Origin of the sequence: Nocardioides ginsengisegetis, from assembly GCF_014138045.1 — a bacterium.
Classification (GTDB): Bacteria; Actinomycetota; Actinomycetes; order Propionibacteriales; family Nocardioidaceae; genus Nocardioides; species Nocardioides ginsengisegetis.
This window is the reverse complement of the sequence record NZ_JACGXA010000001.1, coordinates 3,755,901-3,771,289: the sequence shown is the minus strand read 5'-3', so window position 1 is coordinate 3,771,289 and position 15,389 is coordinate 3,755,901. Positions and strand designations below refer to the sequence as shown.

Below are 15,389 nucleotides of genomic sequence, written 5' to 3'. Positions count from 1 at the left end.
CGCCCAATCTAGAACATGTTTCAGTTTCGTGCGATCCTGTCCCGTGCTGACCCTGATCGACGTGGACGGCTGCGAGCACGAGATGGCGGCCGGTCTCGACGACGACGCAGCCCTGGCGGCCGCACTGGGCTGGACCCTCAAGCCGCAGGGTCTCTGCCGCGGCGAGACCTGCGTGCCGCTGCTGGGGCGGTCCGTCCCCGACGCGCTCGGCCTGCTCGTGGCCCGCGACGACGAGCACGAGGTGGTGGCCGTGGCACCGAGCGCCGCGACCCGGGCCCGGGAGCTCGGCGACGGACGGGCGCCGAGCCTCACGCTGCCCGACGTCGACGGCAACCCGGTCAGCTTCGACGACCTCTCCGGCGCCAAGCGGGTCCTGGTCACCTGGGCGTCGTGGTGCGGCTGCCGGCACGAGCTGGCCGGCTGGCAGCGGGTCCAGGACGAGCTCGCCGACACCGGGCTCCGGCTCTTCTCGGTCGCCCTCGACGCCGACCCGGAGGACTCCCGGCCGTGGATCGAGGCCGGCCACCCGACGTACCCCGTCGCGGTCGACACCGCGCACGTGACCGCCGAGCGCTACGGCATCACCAACGTCCCGTCGGTGGTGTGGGTCGACGAGCGCGACCGGATCGTCAAGCCCCCGACCATCGCGCCGGGCGACGACCAGTTCGTCGCGTGGACCCGGATCGACAGCGAGCAGCACCACGACCTGCTGCGGCGGTGGGCCCGCGAGGGGGAGCTGCCCGAGAGCGCCCGGGCCGACGCGCCGGCCCGCACCGACGAGGAGCAGCGGGCCCTCGCCGAGCGACGGGTCGCGGCACACCTGCAACGGCGCTGGCTCACCGACGCCGCCCGCCGGCACCTCGCGGCCGCCCAGGAGCTCGCGCCCTGGGACTGGACCGTGCGCCGCGGCGGGATCGCCATGACCGGCGGCGACCCCTTCCTGGGCGAGGAGTTCACCGCGTTCTGGGAGGAGTGGGACGCCTCCGGGCGGCCGGGCTACACCCCCACGACCTGACCTCGCGGCGGTGTCCGGCGCCGCTCGTGCGACCCCGGCGCAGACCCCCGTCTGGATAGAGTGCGGTAGGAGCCGCCCACGACAGACGCGAGGTGACTTGTGACGTTCGACGTCCACCAGCTCGACACCTTCCTGCTGGTGGGCTCCGCCGTCACCCTGCTGGCCATCCTGGCCGTGCGGTTCTCCTCCCGCACCGGCCTGCCCAGCCTGCTGGTCTACCTGCTGATGGGCGTCGCCCTGGGCGAGTCCGGCGCCGGCATCGGCTTCGAGAACGCCGAGCTCGCGCACTCTCTCGGCTTCGCCGCCCTCGCGGTGATCCTGGCCGAGGGCGGTCTCACCACGAGCTGGCGCGAGGCGCGTCCCTCGATGCCGCTCGGTCTGTCGCTGGCCACCCTGGGTGTCGCCGTCTCGGTCGGGGTGGTGGCGCTCAGCGGCCACTACCTGCTGGGCCTGCCCTGGGAGCTCGCCGTCCTGCTCGGCGCGGTCACCTCGCCGACCGACGCCGCCGCGGTGTTCTCGGTGCTCCGGGTGGTGCCGCTGCCACGACGGTTGACGGGTGCGCTCGAGGCCGAGTCCGGGCTCAACGACGCCCCGACCGTCGTGCTCGTCACGCTGATCTCGTCGGGCGCGGTCGCCGACCACGGCGCCCTCGGCGCGGTCGGGATCGTCGCCTACGAGCTGGTCGCCGGCGCCGGCCTCGGCCTGCTGGTCGGCGTCGGCGGTGCCTGGGTGATGCGCCGCGCGGCGCTGCCCTCCTCCGGCCTCTACCCCCTCGCCGTCATCACGCTGACGTTCCTGGCCTACGGCACCGGCGCCGCGGTGCACGGTTCCGGCTTCGCCGCGGTGTACGTCGCCGCGCTGGTCCTCGGCAACGCCGAGCTCCCGCACCGCGCGGCCACCCGGTCCTTCGCGGAGGGCGTCGCCTGGCTGGCCCAGATCGGGCTCTTCGTCATGCTCGGCCTGCTCCTCTCGCCCGACCGGCTCACGCCGTCGATCGTCGGCCTGGCCATCGTGGCCGGCCTGATCCTCACCTTCGTCGCCCGGCCGCTGTCGGTCCTCGTCAGCGCCGTGGTGTCGCCGATGCCCTGGCGCGAGCTGACGTTCCTGTCCTGGGCCGGCCTGCGCGGGGCGGTCCCGATCGTGCTCACCACCATCCCGCTCGCGGCCGGGGTCGACGGGGCGCAGCGCCTCTTCGACCTGGTCTTCGTCATGGTCGTGCTCTACACGCTGCTCACCGGCCCGACCCTGCCGCTGGTGGCCCGCTGGCTGAAGGTGGCCCGCCGGTCCGAGCCGCGGGGCCTGGAGGTCGAGGCCGCGCCGCTCGAGCGGATCGCGGCCGACCTGCTCCAGGTCTCCATCGCCCCCACCTCCCGGATGCACGGCGTCGAGGTCGGCGAGCTCAGGCTGCCCAAGGGCGCGTCGGTGTCGATGGTGATCCGCGACGGCGAGACGCTGGTGCCCGAGCGGCGCACCGTCCTGCGGCACGGCGACGACCTGCTGGTGGTGACCCCGCGCAAGATGCGGGAGGCGACCGAGCAGCGGCTGCGGCAGGTCAGCGAGGGCGGGCGGCTGGCCCAGTGGCTGGGCGCCGAGAAGCGCCGTACGACGTGAACGTCAGCGGATCGGCGGGCTGCAGATCGTGGTGTCCTCGCGGGCGGTGACCTTGCCCTTGCCCTTCGCCAGCTTGTTGAACGCGTCGCCCACCATGACGACCACGCCGGCGCCGGAGGCGTTGCGACGCACGATCTTCGTCCCCGGGCCGAGCTTGCTCGCCACGAGGAGGACCGCCGGGTTGGTGGGCTCCTTGGTCCAGATCTCCGCGCGGGCGACGCTGGTCCCGTGGGGCGCGTTGCCGCTGTCACCGGCACCGAAGCCCTGGTTGGTGAAGAGCCCCATGGTCCGGCCCGCCAGGCCCTCGCGGGTGCCGGCGTTGAAGACGCTGACCGTCACCTGGCTGGGATAGACCTTGTCGCCGGCCGAGACCGACGTGTCCACGCAGGTCGGGAGGTCGGCCTTGCCGGGGAACGGCTCGGTCAGCGCCGACCATCCCCAGGCGCCGCCGATGAGGAGGAGCAGTCCGAGGACCACCATCGTGGCCGCTGACTTCACGCCCTGGCGCATCAGGCGGCCCTCACGAGGCCATCGTGTGGACGCGGGCGTGCAGCACGTTGCGCTGCTGGAGGGCCGCGCGCAGGGCGCGGTGCAGGCCGTCCTCGAGGTAGAGCTCGCCGTGCCACTCCACGACGTGGGCGAAGAGGTCGCCGTAGAACGTGGAGTCCTCGTCGAGGAGCGCGGCCAGCTGGAGGGTGTCCTTGGTCGTGACCAGCTCGTCGAGCCGCACCTGTCGCGGCGGCACCGTCGCCCAGGCCCGGGACGTCAGCCCGTGGTCGGGGTAGGGACGTCCCTCGCCGACGCGCTTGAAGATCACGTCGCGACTATAACGAGCAACCGGGCGCGCCCGGCACGCTCTACTCTCGGCCCATGACCGAGACGCCCGCGTCCGTGCCCGGCTCCGACACCCCGGCCGACACTCCGGCTGACACTCCGGCTGACAACCTGATCGTGCAGGCCGTCGCGCCGGGCTACGCCTTCGAGGGCGCCGCCCTCGAGCTCGGTGGTCTGATGCTGGACGCCACGACGCTCTCGGACGTGCGCATCCGGATCCCGCTCGCCATGCTCAACCGGCACGGGCTCGTGGCCGGGGCGACCGGCACCGGCAAGACCAAGACCCTCCAGCTGCTGGCCGAGCAGCTGAGCGCCAACGGCGTCCCGGTCTTCGCCGCCGACATCAAGGGCGACCTGTCCGGACTCGGCGCGCCGGGGGCCGTGAGCGACAAGGTCACGGCCCGGGCCGCCTCCGTCGGCCAGGCGTGGACGGCCACCGGCTTCCCGGTGGAGTACTACGCGCTCGGCGGACAGGGCAGCGGCATCCCGCTGCGCGTCACCATGACCGCCTTCGGCCCGACCCTGCTGAGCAAGGTGCTCGGCCTCAACGACACCCAGGAGTCCAGCCTCGGGCTGGTCTTCCACTACGCCGACCAGGCCGGGCTGCCGCTGCTCGACCTCGCCGACCTGCGTGCCGTCGTCAGCCACCTCACCAGTGACGACGGCAAGGCCGACCTCAAGGAGCTCGGCGGCCTCTCCTCGGCCACGGCCGGCGTGATCCTGCGCGAGCTGATCGCCTTCTCCGACCAGGGCGCCGACGCCTTCTTCGGGGAGCCGGAGTTCGAGGCCTCCGACTTCCTCCAGACCACGCCGGACGGCAAGGGCCTGATCAGCCTGGTCGAGCTGCCCAACCTCCAGGACCGGCCCGCGGTCTTCTCGACCTTCCTGATGTGGCTGCTCGCCGACCTCTTCCACGACCTGCCCGAGATCGGCGACGCCGACCGCCCGCGACTCGTCTTCTTCTTCGACGAGGCACACCTGCTCTTCCACGACGCCAGCGACGCCTTCCTCGACCAGGTCGCCCAGACGGTCCGGCTGATCCGCTCCAAGGGGGTCGGGGTCTTCTTCGTGACCCAGAGCCCGACCGACGTCCCCGACGACGTCCTGGCCCAGCTCGGCTCCCGCGTCCAGCACCAGCTCCGCGCCCACACCCCCAACGACGCCAAGGCGCTCAAGGCCACGGTCAACACCTACCCCCGGAGCGCGTACGCCGACCTCGGCGAGGTGATCACCGGGCTCGGGATCGGCGAGGCGATCGTGACGGTGATGAACGAGCGCGGCGCCCCGACCCCGGTCGCGTGGACCCGGCTACGCGCCCCCGAGTCGCTGATGGGGCCGGTCGACCCGGCGCAGATGGCCGCGGTCGTGCAGGCCAGCCCCCGCAACGCCAAGTACGCCACCGCGGTCGACCGGGAGTCGGCCCGCGAGAAGCTGGCCGCCAAGCTCGAGGCCGGCGCGGCCAGGCAGGCGCAGGACAAGACCCACGACGAGGCCGCGCCGAAGGCGCCCTCCAAGCCGACCCCGAAGCCGACCTCGAAGCCCAGGGCGACCAAGCAGGACGAGGGGCTCGTGCACGACGTCGTCACCTCGTCGGCGTTCAAGGACCTGATGCGCACCGCCGCCCGCGAGGTCGTGCGCGGGATGTTCAAGACCGGCCGACGGTAGGCGCCCCACACGCCTGCCGACGACCGGTCCCGTCGTGCTCGGTCAATCCCCCTGAGGTGCTGCTGTCAGGCGGACCACCGCACGGAGTCGTCGACGAAGTCGGCGAGTGCGTGGACGCCGCGGAGGTCCTCGCGGGCCTCCATCAGCGACGTGAGGGCGGCAGAGTGACGGGTGCGCAGCGCGGTCCGCTGCTCCGCCACCTTGTCGAAGCTTCCCTCGATGAGGTTGGTGCTCTCCATGTCGGCCTCCTGACTGGTGTTCGGTGTCGGGACCACCCTCTGCTGCCGACATCGCCGGAAGGTTGACCAGGCGTTACATCCAGGTCAACCGATGCCCGGATCGCTGTGATCTACATTGCGTCCGTGGACCCGACCGCCGACCCCGCCGCCGACATCGCCGCGATCAGCCAGCTGAAGTACCGCTACCTGCGGACCCTGGACACCAAGCAGTGGGACGACTTCGAGGCTTGCTTCCTGCCCGAGGCGACCGCCGACTACAACGGCCTGCGCTTCGAGGACCGCGACGCCCTGGTGGCCTACATGCGCGAGAACCTCGGCCCCGGGATGATCACCATGCACACCGTCCACCACCCCGAGGTGACCGTCGACGGCGACCACGCCACCGGCCGGTGGTACCTCCAGGACAAGGTGGTCGTCGAGGCCTTCCGCTTCATGCTCGAAGGTGCCGCGTTCTACGAGGACACCTACCTGCGCACGGCGGACGGCTGGCGCGTCTCGCACACGGGCTACCGGCGTACGTTCGAGCTGACCTGGAACCTCGACGACCTGCCGGGCCTCACGGTCAAGGGCCCGGGCGAGCACACCCACTGACCCCCGCCGCACGAGCTACAGCGTGTTGTCGGTCCACGCCATCTGCACGACCTCGATGCCACGGTCGCGCGAGACGAGCCGGCCCCGGCCCGGGGGCGCGGGCTGCGGCTTGACGTTGCCGAGCAGCGGACCCTCGTCGGGGCTGCCCGAGAGCAGCAGGCCGGGCATGGCCAGGTCCCGCATCGACTGCAGCACCGGCTCGTAGAGCGCCCGCGAGGCGCCGCCGGACCGCCGCGCCACGGCGATGTGCAGACCGGTGTCGCGGGCCTGCGCCATCAACGGCTGCAGTGCCTGGATCGGCGAGCTCTGCTGGGTGGCGACGAGGTCGTAGTCGTCGACGACCACGAACACCTCGGCGCCGGACCACCAGGACCGGTTGCGCAGCTGCTCGGGCGTCACGTCGGGGCCGGGGATGCGGTTCTCGAGGTAGCTGGCCAGGTCGCGGATCGCCGGTTGTGCCTGGGTCGCGGAGGTCAGGTAGTTGAGGAGGTACTCGTCGGGCACCTCGCCCAGCAGTGAGCGCCGGTAGTCGACGATCACGATCTGCGCCTCCTGGGGGGAGCGCGTCCGCATGACCTCCTTGACGTAGGCGCGCAGCACGGCGCTCTTGCCCGACTGCCCGTCGCCGAAGACGAGCAGGTGCGGCTCGGCGTCGGGGTCGAGCGCGACCGGTGCGAGCTCCTTCTCGTTGATGCCGAGCACCAGGCGCCGGTCCTCGGCAGCGGGCGTCGCCTGCGAGAGCACGGTGTCGAGGTCGATGCGCTCGGGCAGCAGCCGCAGCTTGGGCCCGGACTCGCCGGTCCACGCGGCGGTGACGCGCTTGACCAGCTCGTCGACGCCGTCGCCGAGGCTCTCGGCCTCGGGCCGCCCGTCGATGCGCGGCAGGGCGGCGAGGAAGTGCAGCTTGCCGGGCACCAGGCCGCGACCGGCCCGCCCGGCCGGCACCAGTGCGGCGATCTTGCGGTCGATCTCGGAGTCCATCGGGTCGCCGAGGCGCAGCTCGAGCCGGGTGCCGAACATGTCGCGCATCGCCGCGCGGAAGTCGGCCCAGCGGGATGCGCCGGTGATGATGTGCAGGCCGAAGGTCAGGCCGCGGGAGGCGAGCTGCTGCAGCTCGATCTCGATGTCGTCGAAGTCGGCCCGGAGCGTGCTCCAGCCGTCGACGACGAGGAACACGTCGCCGTAGCCGTCGTCGGTGCGGCCCTGGGCGCGGCGCGACCGGTAGGTCTCGATCGAGTCGATCCCGTTGGCGCGGAAGTAGGCCTCGCGCCGGTCCACGATGCCGATGACCTCGGCGAGGATCCGGCGTACGACGTCGGGCTCGGAGCGGGTGCCGACGCCCGAGACGTGGGGCAGCTGGGCCATCGGCGCGAACGTGCCGCCGCCGAAGTCGAGCACGAAGACCTGGGTCTCCAGCGGCGTGCTGGTCAGCGCCAAGCTGGTGACGATGGTGCGCAGGAGCGTGCTCTTGCCGCTGCGGGGACCGCCGACGACCGCGACGTGACCGCTGGCGCCGCTGAGGTTGACGGTCAGGGTGTCGCGGCGCTGCTCGCGCGGGCGGTCGACCGTGCCGAGCGGGATGACCAGGCCGCCCAGGCCGCGCCACTGCGGCGAGACCAGGCCGAGGACGGGGTCCTCGGTGAGGTCGGGCATCAGGTCGTCGAGGGTGTCGGGGACGTCGAGCGGCGGCAGCCAGACCTGGTGGGCGGCGGGGCCGTGGCCGACCATGTGGTCGACCGCGATGTCCAGCAGCGAGGCCTGCTCACCCTGCTCGGGGGCCGCGACGACCTCCGGCTCCGGCTCGGACACGTCGAGGGTGTGCACCTCGGAGATCGTGAACGGCAGGATGCCCTGGAGGTGGCCGCCCTCGTCACGGCGGACCCGCTGACGACCCGACGGCGGCCCGGAGACGTAGGCCGCCTTGAAGCGCAGCATCGAGGTCGGGTCGGGCTTGAGGTAGCCCAGGCCGGGGATCGGCGGCAGCTCGTAGGCGTCCGGGACGCCGAGCACCGAGCGGGACTCGCCGGCGCTGAAGGTGCGCAGGCCGACCCGGTAGGACAGGTGCGACTCCAGGCCACGGAGCCGGCCCTCCTCGAGCCGCTGCGAGGCGAGCAGGAGGTGCAGCCCGAGCGACCGGCCGAGCCGGCCGATGGCGACGAAGAGGTCGATGAACTCCGGCTTGGCCGACAGCATCTCGGAGAACTCGTCGACCACGATGAACAGCGACGGCATCGGCTCGAGGTCCTCGCCCGCGGCCCGCGCCTTCTCGTAGTCGCGGATCGAGGCGAAGTTGCCGGCCTCCCGGAGCAGCTCCTGGCGGCGCACCATCTCGCCCGACAGGGCGTCCTGCATGCGGTCGACGAGGGTGAGCTCCTGCGCCAGGTTGGTGATCACCGCGGAGACGTGCGGCATCTCGGACATGCCGGCGAACGTCGCGCCGCCCTTGAAGTCGACGAGCACCATGTTGAGCTGCTCGGGGGAGTGCGTCATGGCCAGGCCGAGCACGAGCGTGCGCAGGAACTCCGACTTGCCCGAGCCGGTCGCGCCGATGACCAGGCCGTGGGGGCCCATGCCCTGCTGGGCGGACTCCTTGATGTCCAGGTGCACCATGCCGCCGCCCTCGCCGAGGCCGATCGGCACGCGGAGCCGGTCGCGGGCCGGGCGCGGGCGCCACGCGGCGGCCGGGTCGAAGGTGCGTACGTCGCCCAGCGCGAGCAGCTCCATGAAGTCGGTCGGACCGGTGATCTCGCCGGCGGTGCCCTCCGCGGGACCGGAGGCGATCGTGTGGAGGGGGGTCAGCCGGCGCGCGAAGGCCTCGGCGGTGGCCGGGTCGCACTGGTCGGCCCGCGCCCGGATCGGCTCCTCGCGCAGCCGGAGTGCCGCCACGCTGGGGCGCCCGTCGGCGGCGGGCGGGCCGTCGACCTGGATCCGCAGCCGGCTGGCGTCGTCGAGCTCGTCCCACCGGGCAGGCAGGTCGAGCAGGGTGACGCCGTGCAGGCCGTCGGGCGGGATGACGTGGTTGCCGGGCGGCAGCGTCGCGCCGTCGACGACCAGCAGGATGTGCGGCGTCGCCGGTCGCTCGTCGGCGCCGAACCGCGGTCGCTCGCTCAGGTCCGGCGGCAGCAGGGCGGCCAGGTCGGCGAGGTTGGTCGTCACCAGGCGCATCGGCCCGACGGCGTCGGACTGCCGGCCGCTGAGCGCGTGCGGCAGCCACTTGACCCAGTCCCAGTGGGCGAGGTTCTGCTCCGAGGAGAGCACCGCGACGACCAGGTGCTCGGGGGAGTGGAAGGCGGTGGCCGAGCAGATCATCGCCCGGGCCAGCGAGCGAGCCTCCTCCTCACCGCCGCAGATCTCGACCCGGTCGAAGGCACGCAGGTCGATGGAGGCGGGGAGGTCGGGCTGGAGTCGGTGCACGACCAGGAGCCGGTGCAGCGCGGACGCCGCGGCCGGGTCGACCTGGTCGATGGGCGCGCTCTCCGGCGGCACCAGCTCGAGGGACAGCGGCTGGGCGCACAGGCCGTAGCGGACGTGCAGGAACTGCGGGTCGGTCGCGCCGTGCTCCCAGACCCGGGAGCGCTCCTCGGCGATCGCGGGCAGCGCGGCCGGGTCGGGGTGGTGCCAGGTCAGCGCCCGGCGCTGCTGGTCGGCGGCGTCGCGGGCGATCTTGCGGACGTTGCCGAGGTAGCGGAGGTACTCCGTGCGCGAGCCGGTGACCTGCTGGGTGCGCTGCTTACGCTGCCGGTCGAGCTGGACGATGATGAAGCCGAGCGTGGCGAAGAGGAACATGCCCGCCGCGATGTAGCCACGCCCGCCGGCCGAGGAGCCCATCGACGCGACCAGCACGATCGAGCCGAGGCTGCCGAGCATCGGGATGGCGTTCATGAGCACGCCGCTGGCGCCCTCGTTGGGCTCGATCTCCGGGGGCGGCTGGAGCACGATCTGGCCGGTGGGCATCTCGGGCTCGTCGACCCGTCCCCCGCGAAGCGTCGTACTCACTCATGTCCCCCTGGTGCTGTTCCCCGTGAAGATGATCGGTCCCGATTGCCGCGACCACCTGCGACTGCCCGACGATGATAGGCGCGACTCGTGCCGGGGGACATGGCCGGCGGCTGCTACTTCAGCGCGACGGTGGCGAGGACGGAGTCGATGATCTCCTGGGGATTCTTCAAGGTCTCGTGGAGCTTGAAGACCACGGTGACGGTGTGGCCGTCGTGCTCGAGGCCGTAGGCGTCGTACGTCGTCCCGATCGTGGCCTTGCCGTGCACGTGGAAGGCCGGCTCCCCGGCCACCTCGGCCTCGGGCATGACCTGACCGTGGGTGTAGCTGCCGGTGCGGATGTCGAGCCGGGCCATCTGCTGGAGGGAAGGTTCCGCGCCGAAGGTGCTGATCACGCTGAGCCCCACGACCGAGAGCCCGTTGTCGGTCACGGCGTCGACGGTCTGGTTCTTGACCAGCGTGCTGACGGCCCACCCCTGCGGCGCGTTGACCGAGGCGGTCGCGGTGTCGAGCAGCCCGCCGCTCGCGGGCTCCACCGACGGGCTCGGTGAAGCCGGGGACGAGTCGGACGAGGAGGAGCCCGACGACGCGGGCGGGTCGGCGGCGGCGGCGTCCTTGCTGCCACAGCCGGACAGCATCGAGATGGAAACGAGCAGTGCGGCGGCAGCGCCGAGGATGCGGGCGCCGGGCGTCGCGGGTGGACGACTCATCACTTGAGCACGACGGTGGCGAGGACGGAGTCGACGACCTGCTGCCGATGGGTCGGCGAGCCGGCCAGCGTGAACCCGACGTAGATCGATCGGTCCCCGAGCCGGAACCCGAAACCCTCGTAATGGCGGGTCGAGTCGGCCATCCCGGTGACGTGGTACGCCGCCTGGGCGGCCACCGTCACCGGCTCCTCGACCTTGGGCGACTGCACCGCCGCCGCTTGCAGGTCCTGCCGGGCCAGCTGTTGCAGGGTGAACTCTTGGCCGTAGTTGTCGATGACGTCGAGCTGAATGACCGACAGGGCCGTCTCGTCCTCGGCAAGGACATGGCCGCCGCCTTCGGTGACCTTCCAGCCCGAGGGGGCGTGCAGAGACACCACGTCGCTGTCGAGAAGCGGACCACTCGCCGGAGAGGCGGAGGCGCTCATGGAAGGGTCGGACGTCGAGGATGCATCCGCCGACGCGGTGGGAGGGTCGGCGGCGGCGTCCTTGCCGCCACAGCCCGAGAGCATCGCGGCGGCGACGAGCAGGGCGGTGGCGACGCCGGTGGTGCGGGCGCGGCGTGTCGTGGTCATGTGTCCCCCCCGAGAGATTGGGCTGTGCGGGCGATGATAGGCGGGGCGCCGAGGAGCGACTACCCTGCGTGACGACGGGCGGCGGGCGCCCGTCGTCGACGACCGGGGGGCGACGTGGCGGCAGCGACCGGGGGCAGCCTGGCCCTCAGCGTCCACGGTCCTCTGGGGGTCCTCGACCTCCTCGTGCCGGCCGGAGCGGCCGCGACCGACGTCGCCCGGGAGTACGCCGAGCAGTCCGGCCTCGCCGCGGTCCCCGTCCTCTACACCCGCCTCGGCCAGCACCTGCAGCCGGACGTCGCGCTCGCCGACGTCGGCATCGGCACGGGCTCGGTCCTCGTCGCCACCACCGAGGTCCAGCGCCTCGGTGGCTCGGTGCTCCCCCGGGAGACCCACCCGCGCGAGGACCGGCCCGGCCCGCTCTCCGTGGTGTGGTTCGCGGGAGCGGTCGTCGTGGCCGTCCTCGCGGCCTGGTTCGCCGCCCGGTCAGGCTCCGACGCCCAACGCGAGGCCACGGTCCTGCTGCTGGTCGCCGCGGCGGTCGTGGGCGTCGTACCCCTCGGGCGGTACGCCGCCCACCGCTTGCTCGCCGTGCCGGCGTACGCCGGGTCGGCGGCGTTCGTGCTCGCCTGGGATCCCCAGCCGGCCCGCATCCCCACCGTCCTCGGCGTGGCCGCGCTGGTCGCGGCCGTCGCGGCGGCCGTCGCACGCACCCTCGACCGCCGCAACGAGGAGGCACTGAAGGTCTGGGTGACGGTGGGCGTCGCGGTCTTCGCCGTCACCGGCCTGGCCGCCCTGCTGGGCTTCCCGCCGCGCGTGCCCTGGGCGCTGCTGCTGGTCGCGGCCATGCTGGCCGCGCGCTTCGTGCCCGGCTTCGCCGTGGACGTGCCCGACCAGTACCTCATCGACCTCGAACGTCTCGCCGTCAACGCGTGGTCCGCCCGGGAGCGGGCGACCGGCCGGCGCGGCCGCTCGGTCGTGCCGCCCTCCGCGGTCGCGACCGTGGCCGCCCGGGGCACCCGCATCGTCACGGCGTACGCCGTCGCGATCCTGGCCGTCACGTCCGTCTCCGCGCCCCTGCTCCTCGGGACTGCCACGCTGTCCCTCGACCGGGTGGGTGCCCGGTGCCTCGTGCTGCTCTGCGGCTGCGGCCTGGTCCTGGCCGGACGCAGCTACCGCCACGCCGCGGCCCGAGCCCTGCTCCGCACGGCCGGCCTCGTCTGCTGGTCCGCGGTGCTGGTCTCCGCGCTGGCCTCGTTGCGGTCCGGCGCCGGCACCCCGCTCGCGGGCATCGCCATCACCACCGCGGTCGCGGTGCTGGTCGCGGCCGTCGCCACCGGGCGCGGCTGGCGCTCGGCCTGGTGGTCGCGTCGGGCGGAGATCGCCGAGGCGCTCTGCGGCTCCGCCGCCGTCGCGTCGGTGCTGGTGGCGACCGGCGTCTTCCGCGCGGTGTGGGAGTCCATCCACATGCAGGTCTAGCGGAGGTTTAGTGCCCGGGGCCCCGGGTAAACCGCTGGTGTCGGCTGCGCCACATGGTCGGCACGAGTATCGAACGAAACACCCATCAAATTCTCGAGCGGCGACATGCCGCCACGGGGGAAGGAAATGGCGACATGTCGAACAACGCTCCCGAAATGGGACAGGGCGAGAAGACGCTCTCCAAGGCCGCCGGCATGGTGGTCGACGCAAAGAAGGACTTCGACGGCTTCAGCCGCAAGCTCGACGGCCAGATCGCCGGGCTCCAGGGCAAGTGGGCCGGAGCCGGTGGCTCCGCGTTCTTCCAGCTGCACCAGGCGTGGACCGAGAAGCAGAACGTGATCACGAACGCGCTCAACGAGTTCGAGGCTTCGCTGCAGTCCACCGAGAAGGACAACATGAGCACCGACGAAGCCCAGTCGGCCAACTACAACCGGACCGCCGGCCGCCTCGGCGGCTGAGCCGACAAGGAACAGGAGTGACTGAAATGAGCCTCGACGGACTTCGCGTCAACCACGCAGGCCTCGACACCGCGGCCGAGGACATGGGCCGCACGGTCAAGGACATCGACGACCGCCTCAACCGCCTGGAGCAGGAGCTCGCGCCGCTGCGCAGCGACTGGTCCGGTAGCGCCCAGCAGGCCTACACCACGGCCAAGGCCAAGTGGGACGGCGCCATCCAGGACATGCGCAACCTGCTGGAGGAGACCTCCAAGACGGTCTACCAGTCCAACGCCGAGTACAAGGCCGCCGACCAGCGCGGCGCCGCGTCCTTCGACATCTGATCGATCCGGATCGCGACCTCGACGGGGTCGGTCCACCTGCCGGGTGGTCCGGCCCCGTCGGGGGCGTTCTTCGTCAACACCAGCGGGGTAGGTGAGCGCCCATGGGCTTCATGGGGATCTTCAACAGCATCGAGAACGTGATCCAGTCCATCGCGGACGAGATCAAGGTCGACCAGTCCGTCCTCGACGGCGTGAAGGCGCAGTTGCGGTCGTCGCACCAGGAACTGGAGAGCATTCGGTTCGGCGACGTCGCGCTGCCTGAGTCAGCCTTCGGTGGTGCGCCGTCGGGGAACACCCTCGGGCGGCACCACTCCTTGGCGCATGAAGTCATCAGCGACACATTGACGGGCTTGCTCGAGGACCTCACGCGCTTCCGCGACGGCATCGTCACCGCGGAGAAGCTCATCGAGCAGGCGGACACCTCGACTGCAGACGACCTCACCCGCGGTCGCCAGGCCGTGGAGGCGATCGTCGGCTCGACGCGCCACTCCGAGGCGGATCAGCGCAACCACGAGTCGCGCAACCACTACCTCGGCAACGGAGGTGGCCGGCGATGAACCACGGCCCCCATGAGGCGAAGCTGCGCTCCATCGTCGACACCTCGAGCGAGGAAGCCGTCACGGCGGCCCAGCACGCGTGGAACGTCGGGAGTGGTGCACTCCGGACCATCTCCTTGACGCTGCACAACGCCGCCGGGCCCATGGGTGACCAGCTCGGCGAAACCGGGTCCAGGGCTGAGATCGCGTTTCGGCAGGTTTCGAAGAAGGTCTCCGATCGCGCACAGCAGATGAAGGACGCCAGCGACGCGCTGACGATGGCCCACGGAGCCATCGTTCATGCTCAGAACGTCAAGCGTCAGCTGGACGAGAACCCCCTCGGCCCGGCGCCGACGGCGCCCCAGCCGACTCCAGGCTCCAGCCACCAGGACGACGTCGACCAGCAGCGGGCCTACCACTCCGCACTGGCGACTCACAACGCCGCCGCCTCCAAGCGGGAGAGCGACGCCGCCGCCGCCAACACCCACATGGACACGGTCTACGCCGCAGCCACCGAGAAGATGATGGGGGTCCACGGCAAGCCCGATCCGCAGCCGACCGGCCCCACGAGCCCGACCGGCTCCGGTGGAGGCGGCGGGGGCACGACTCCGGGTGGCGGCTCGCGGACGCCGACGGGCACCCACCACTACACGCCCACCGGCGGGCACGTCCCGACCGGCACCGGGCACCACGTGCCTCCCACGGACGGTGGGGGTGACCCGGGCTACGACCCGCACGACCCGAACCACGACACCGGGGGCGGCACCGGTCAGAGCGGCCTCCCGGCGACCCCGATCGACGGCTACCCGACCACGCCCAGCACCGGCATCCCCGGTGCGAGCGTGCCGACGACCGGACCCGGTGGCATCACCGGCTCGACCGCCGGTGGCATCGCCGGCGCGGTCGGCGGCGGCGCCATCGGCGGCATGACCGGCATCGGCGGCGCCGTACGCGGTCCGATGGCCGTGCCCACCGGCTCCAGCGCCGGCGGCGCCAGCTCCGGCAAGATCGGCGCCAGCTCGCGCAGCGCCGGCGTCGCACGCGGTGCGCTGGGACGCAGCTCCGGCCTCGCCGAGGAGGGCGCGGCCGGCGGCCGCAGCGGGGCCGCCTCGTCGGCCCGCAGCGCCGGCGGCGGGACCCGCGGTGGCGGCAAGGCCGGCTCGCGCGGTGCGGCCGGAGGCCGCGGCACCGGAGCCTCCGGCGGCCAGGGCGGCAAGAACAAGAAGGACCCGAAGAAGAAGGGCACGGAGTTCTTCGACGACGAGCAGGACTGGGTCGATGACGAGGGCGCCGCGCCCGGAGTCATCGACTGATCCACAGCAGCACGTGCGCCCGCCCGGGGCGGCCCTCAGGGGTCGGCCCG

Annotated in this window: 15 protein-coding genes; 9 read left to right on the top strand and 6 right to left on the bottom strand. The window is 72.4% G+C overall.

Going from position 1 to position 15,389, the window contains the following annotated elements:
- Positions 1-82 precede the first annotated feature (82 nt).
- Positions 83-1,015, top strand: coding sequence for a redoxin domain-containing protein (locus tag FB382_RS18265; RefSeq protein ID WP_281380018.1), 933 nt, complete (start codon positions 83-85; stop codon positions 1,013-1,015).
- A 99-nt stretch (positions 1,016-1,114) separates the two neighbouring features.
- Complete coding sequence (locus FB382_RS18260; RefSeq protein WP_182541092.1) at positions 1,115-2,626, top strand: potassium/proton antiporter; 1,512 nt, start codon at positions 1,115-1,117, stop codon at positions 2,624-2,626.
- 3 nt (positions 2,627-2,629) lie between these two features.
- Here FB382_RS18260 and FB382_RS18255 read toward each other — a convergent pair whose 3' ends face one another.
- The gene (locus tag FB382_RS18255) at positions 2,630-3,136 is read right to left on the bottom strand and encodes a LytR C-terminal domain-containing protein (RefSeq protein ID WP_182541091.1); all 507 of its coding nucleotides are present in this window, start codon (positions 3,134-3,136) and stop codon (positions 2,630-2,632) included.
- 10 nt (positions 3,137-3,146) lie between these two features.
- The gene (locus FB382_RS18250) at positions 3,147-3,443 is read right to left on the bottom strand and encodes a type II toxin-antitoxin system VapB family antitoxin (RefSeq protein ID WP_125036784.1); all 297 of its coding nucleotides are present in this window, start codon (positions 3,441-3,443) and stop codon (positions 3,147-3,149) included.
- Between the two features lie 53 nt (positions 3,444-3,496).
- On the opposite strand from FB382_RS18250, the gene FB382_RS18245 reads away from it, so the two are divergent.
- Positions 3,497-5,125 (top strand): helicase HerA-like domain-containing protein, encoded by a 1,629-nt coding sequence (locus FB382_RS18245; protein ID WP_182541090.1) that lies wholly within the window; start codon positions 3,497-3,499, stop codon positions 5,123-5,125.
- Positions 5,126-5,190: 65 nt separating this feature from the next.
- On the opposite strand, the gene FB382_RS18240 is transcribed toward FB382_RS18245, so the two are convergent.
- A complete protein-coding gene (locus FB382_RS18240; protein WP_182541089.1) occupies positions 5,191-5,364 on the bottom strand; it encodes a hypothetical protein in 174 nt (57 codons plus the stop codon).
- 123 nt (positions 5,365-5,487) lie between these two features.
- On the opposite strand from FB382_RS18240, the gene FB382_RS18235 reads away from it, so the two are divergent.
- Positions 5,488-5,955 (top strand): nuclear transport factor 2 family protein, encoded by a 468-nt coding sequence (locus FB382_RS18235; RefSeq protein WP_182541088.1) that lies wholly within the window; start codon positions 5,488-5,490, stop codon positions 5,953-5,955.
- Between the two features lie 15 nt (positions 5,956-5,970).
- Here the strand turns inward: FB382_RS18235 and eccCa are convergent, their stop codons facing one another.
- From eccCa to FB382_RS18220, 3 genes are all read right to left on the bottom strand, one after another.
- A complete protein-coding gene (gene eccCa / locus FB382_RS18230; RefSeq protein WP_343055662.1) occupies positions 5,971-9,951 on the bottom strand; it encodes a type VII secretion protein EccCa in 3,981 nt (1,326 codons plus the stop codon).
- 116 nt (positions 9,952-10,067) lie between these two features.
- Complete coding sequence (locus tag FB382_RS18225) at positions 10,068-10,661, bottom strand: hypothetical protein (RefSeq protein WP_182541087.1); 594 nt, start codon at positions 10,659-10,661, stop codon at positions 10,068-10,070.
- Positions 10,661-11,233, bottom strand: coding sequence for a hypothetical protein (locus tag FB382_RS18220; protein ID WP_182541086.1), 573 nt, complete (start codon positions 11,231-11,233; stop codon positions 10,661-10,663). Before FB382_RS18220 ends, FB382_RS18225 begins: the two co-directional genes overlap by 1 nt.
- Before the next feature lie 114 nt (positions 11,234-11,347).
- Here FB382_RS18220 and FB382_RS18215 point away from each other — a divergent pair, with 114 nt between their 5' ends.
- The 5 genes from FB382_RS18215 to FB382_RS18195 all read left to right on the top strand — a co-directional run bounded on the left by FB382_RS18215 (position 11,348) and on the right by FB382_RS18195 (position 15,339).
- On the top strand, positions 11,348-12,709 hold the full coding sequence (locus FB382_RS18215; RefSeq protein ID WP_182541085.1) for a hypothetical protein: 1,362 nt from the start codon (positions 11,348-11,350) through the stop codon (positions 12,707-12,709).
- Between the two features lie 155 nt (positions 12,710-12,864).
- Positions 12,865-13,167: a WXG100 family type VII secretion target gene (locus FB382_RS18210; RefSeq protein WP_182541084.1), complete on the top strand. Its 303-nt coding sequence runs from the start codon at positions 12,865-12,867 to the stop codon at positions 13,165-13,167.
- A gap of 26 nt (positions 13,168-13,193) precedes the next feature.
- Entirely contained in the window at positions 13,194-13,490 is a 297-nt protein-coding gene (locus tag FB382_RS18205) for a WXG100 family type VII secretion target (protein WP_246378285.1), read from the top strand.
- Positions 13,491-13,591: 101 nt separating this feature from the next.
- Positions 13,592-14,047, top strand: a complete 456-nt coding sequence (locus FB382_RS18200; RefSeq protein WP_182541082.1) for a hypothetical protein — start codon at positions 13,592-13,594, stop codon at positions 14,045-14,047.
- Positions 14,044-15,339, top strand: a complete 1,296-nt coding sequence (locus FB382_RS18195; protein WP_182541081.1) for a hypothetical protein — start codon at positions 14,044-14,046, stop codon at positions 15,337-15,339. Before FB382_RS18200 ends, FB382_RS18195 begins: the two co-directional genes overlap by 4 nt.
- Positions 15,340-15,389: the final 50 nt, after the last annotated feature.

Excerpts from the sequence above, each read along its gene's own strand:
- FB382_RS18245 (WP_182541090.1), top strand. The coding sequence starts at position 3,497 with ATGACCGAGACGCCCGCGTCCGTGCCCGGCTCCGACACCCCGGCCGAC.
- FB382_RS18210 (WP_182541084.1), top strand. The coding sequence starts at position 12,865 with ATGGGACAGGGCGAGAAGACGCTCTCCAAGGCCGCCGGCATGGTGGTC.
- FB382_RS18255 (WP_182541091.1), bottom strand. The coding sequence starts at position 3,136 with ATGCGCCAGGGCGTGAAGTCAGCGGCCACGATGGTGGTCCTCGGACTG.
- FB382_RS18265 (WP_281380018.1), top strand. The coding sequence starts at position 83 with ATGGCGGCCGGTCTCGACGACGACGCAGCCCTGGCGGCCGCACTGGGC.
- FB382_RS18195 (WP_182541081.1), top strand. The coding sequence starts at position 14,044 with ATGAACCACGGCCCCCATGAGGCGAAGCTGCGCTCCATCGTCGACACC.
- FB382_RS18225 (WP_182541087.1), bottom strand. The coding sequence starts at position 10,661 with ATGAGTCGTCCACCCGCGACGCCCGGCGCCCGCATCCTCGGCGCTGCC.
- FB382_RS18200 (WP_182541082.1), top strand. The coding sequence starts at position 13,592 with ATGGGCTTCATGGGGATCTTCAACAGCATCGAGAACGTGATCCAGTCC.
- FB382_RS18205 (WP_246378285.1), top strand. The coding sequence starts at position 13,194 with ATGAGCCTCGACGGACTTCGCGTCAACCACGCAGGCCTCGACACCGCG.
- FB382_RS18240 (WP_182541089.1), bottom strand. The coding sequence starts at position 5,364 with ATGGAGAGCACCAACCTCATCGAGGGAAGCTTCGACAAGGTGGCGGAG.
- FB382_RS18220 (WP_182541086.1), bottom strand. The coding sequence starts at position 11,233 with ATGACCACGACACGCCGCGCCCGCACCACCGGCGTCGCCACCGCCCTG.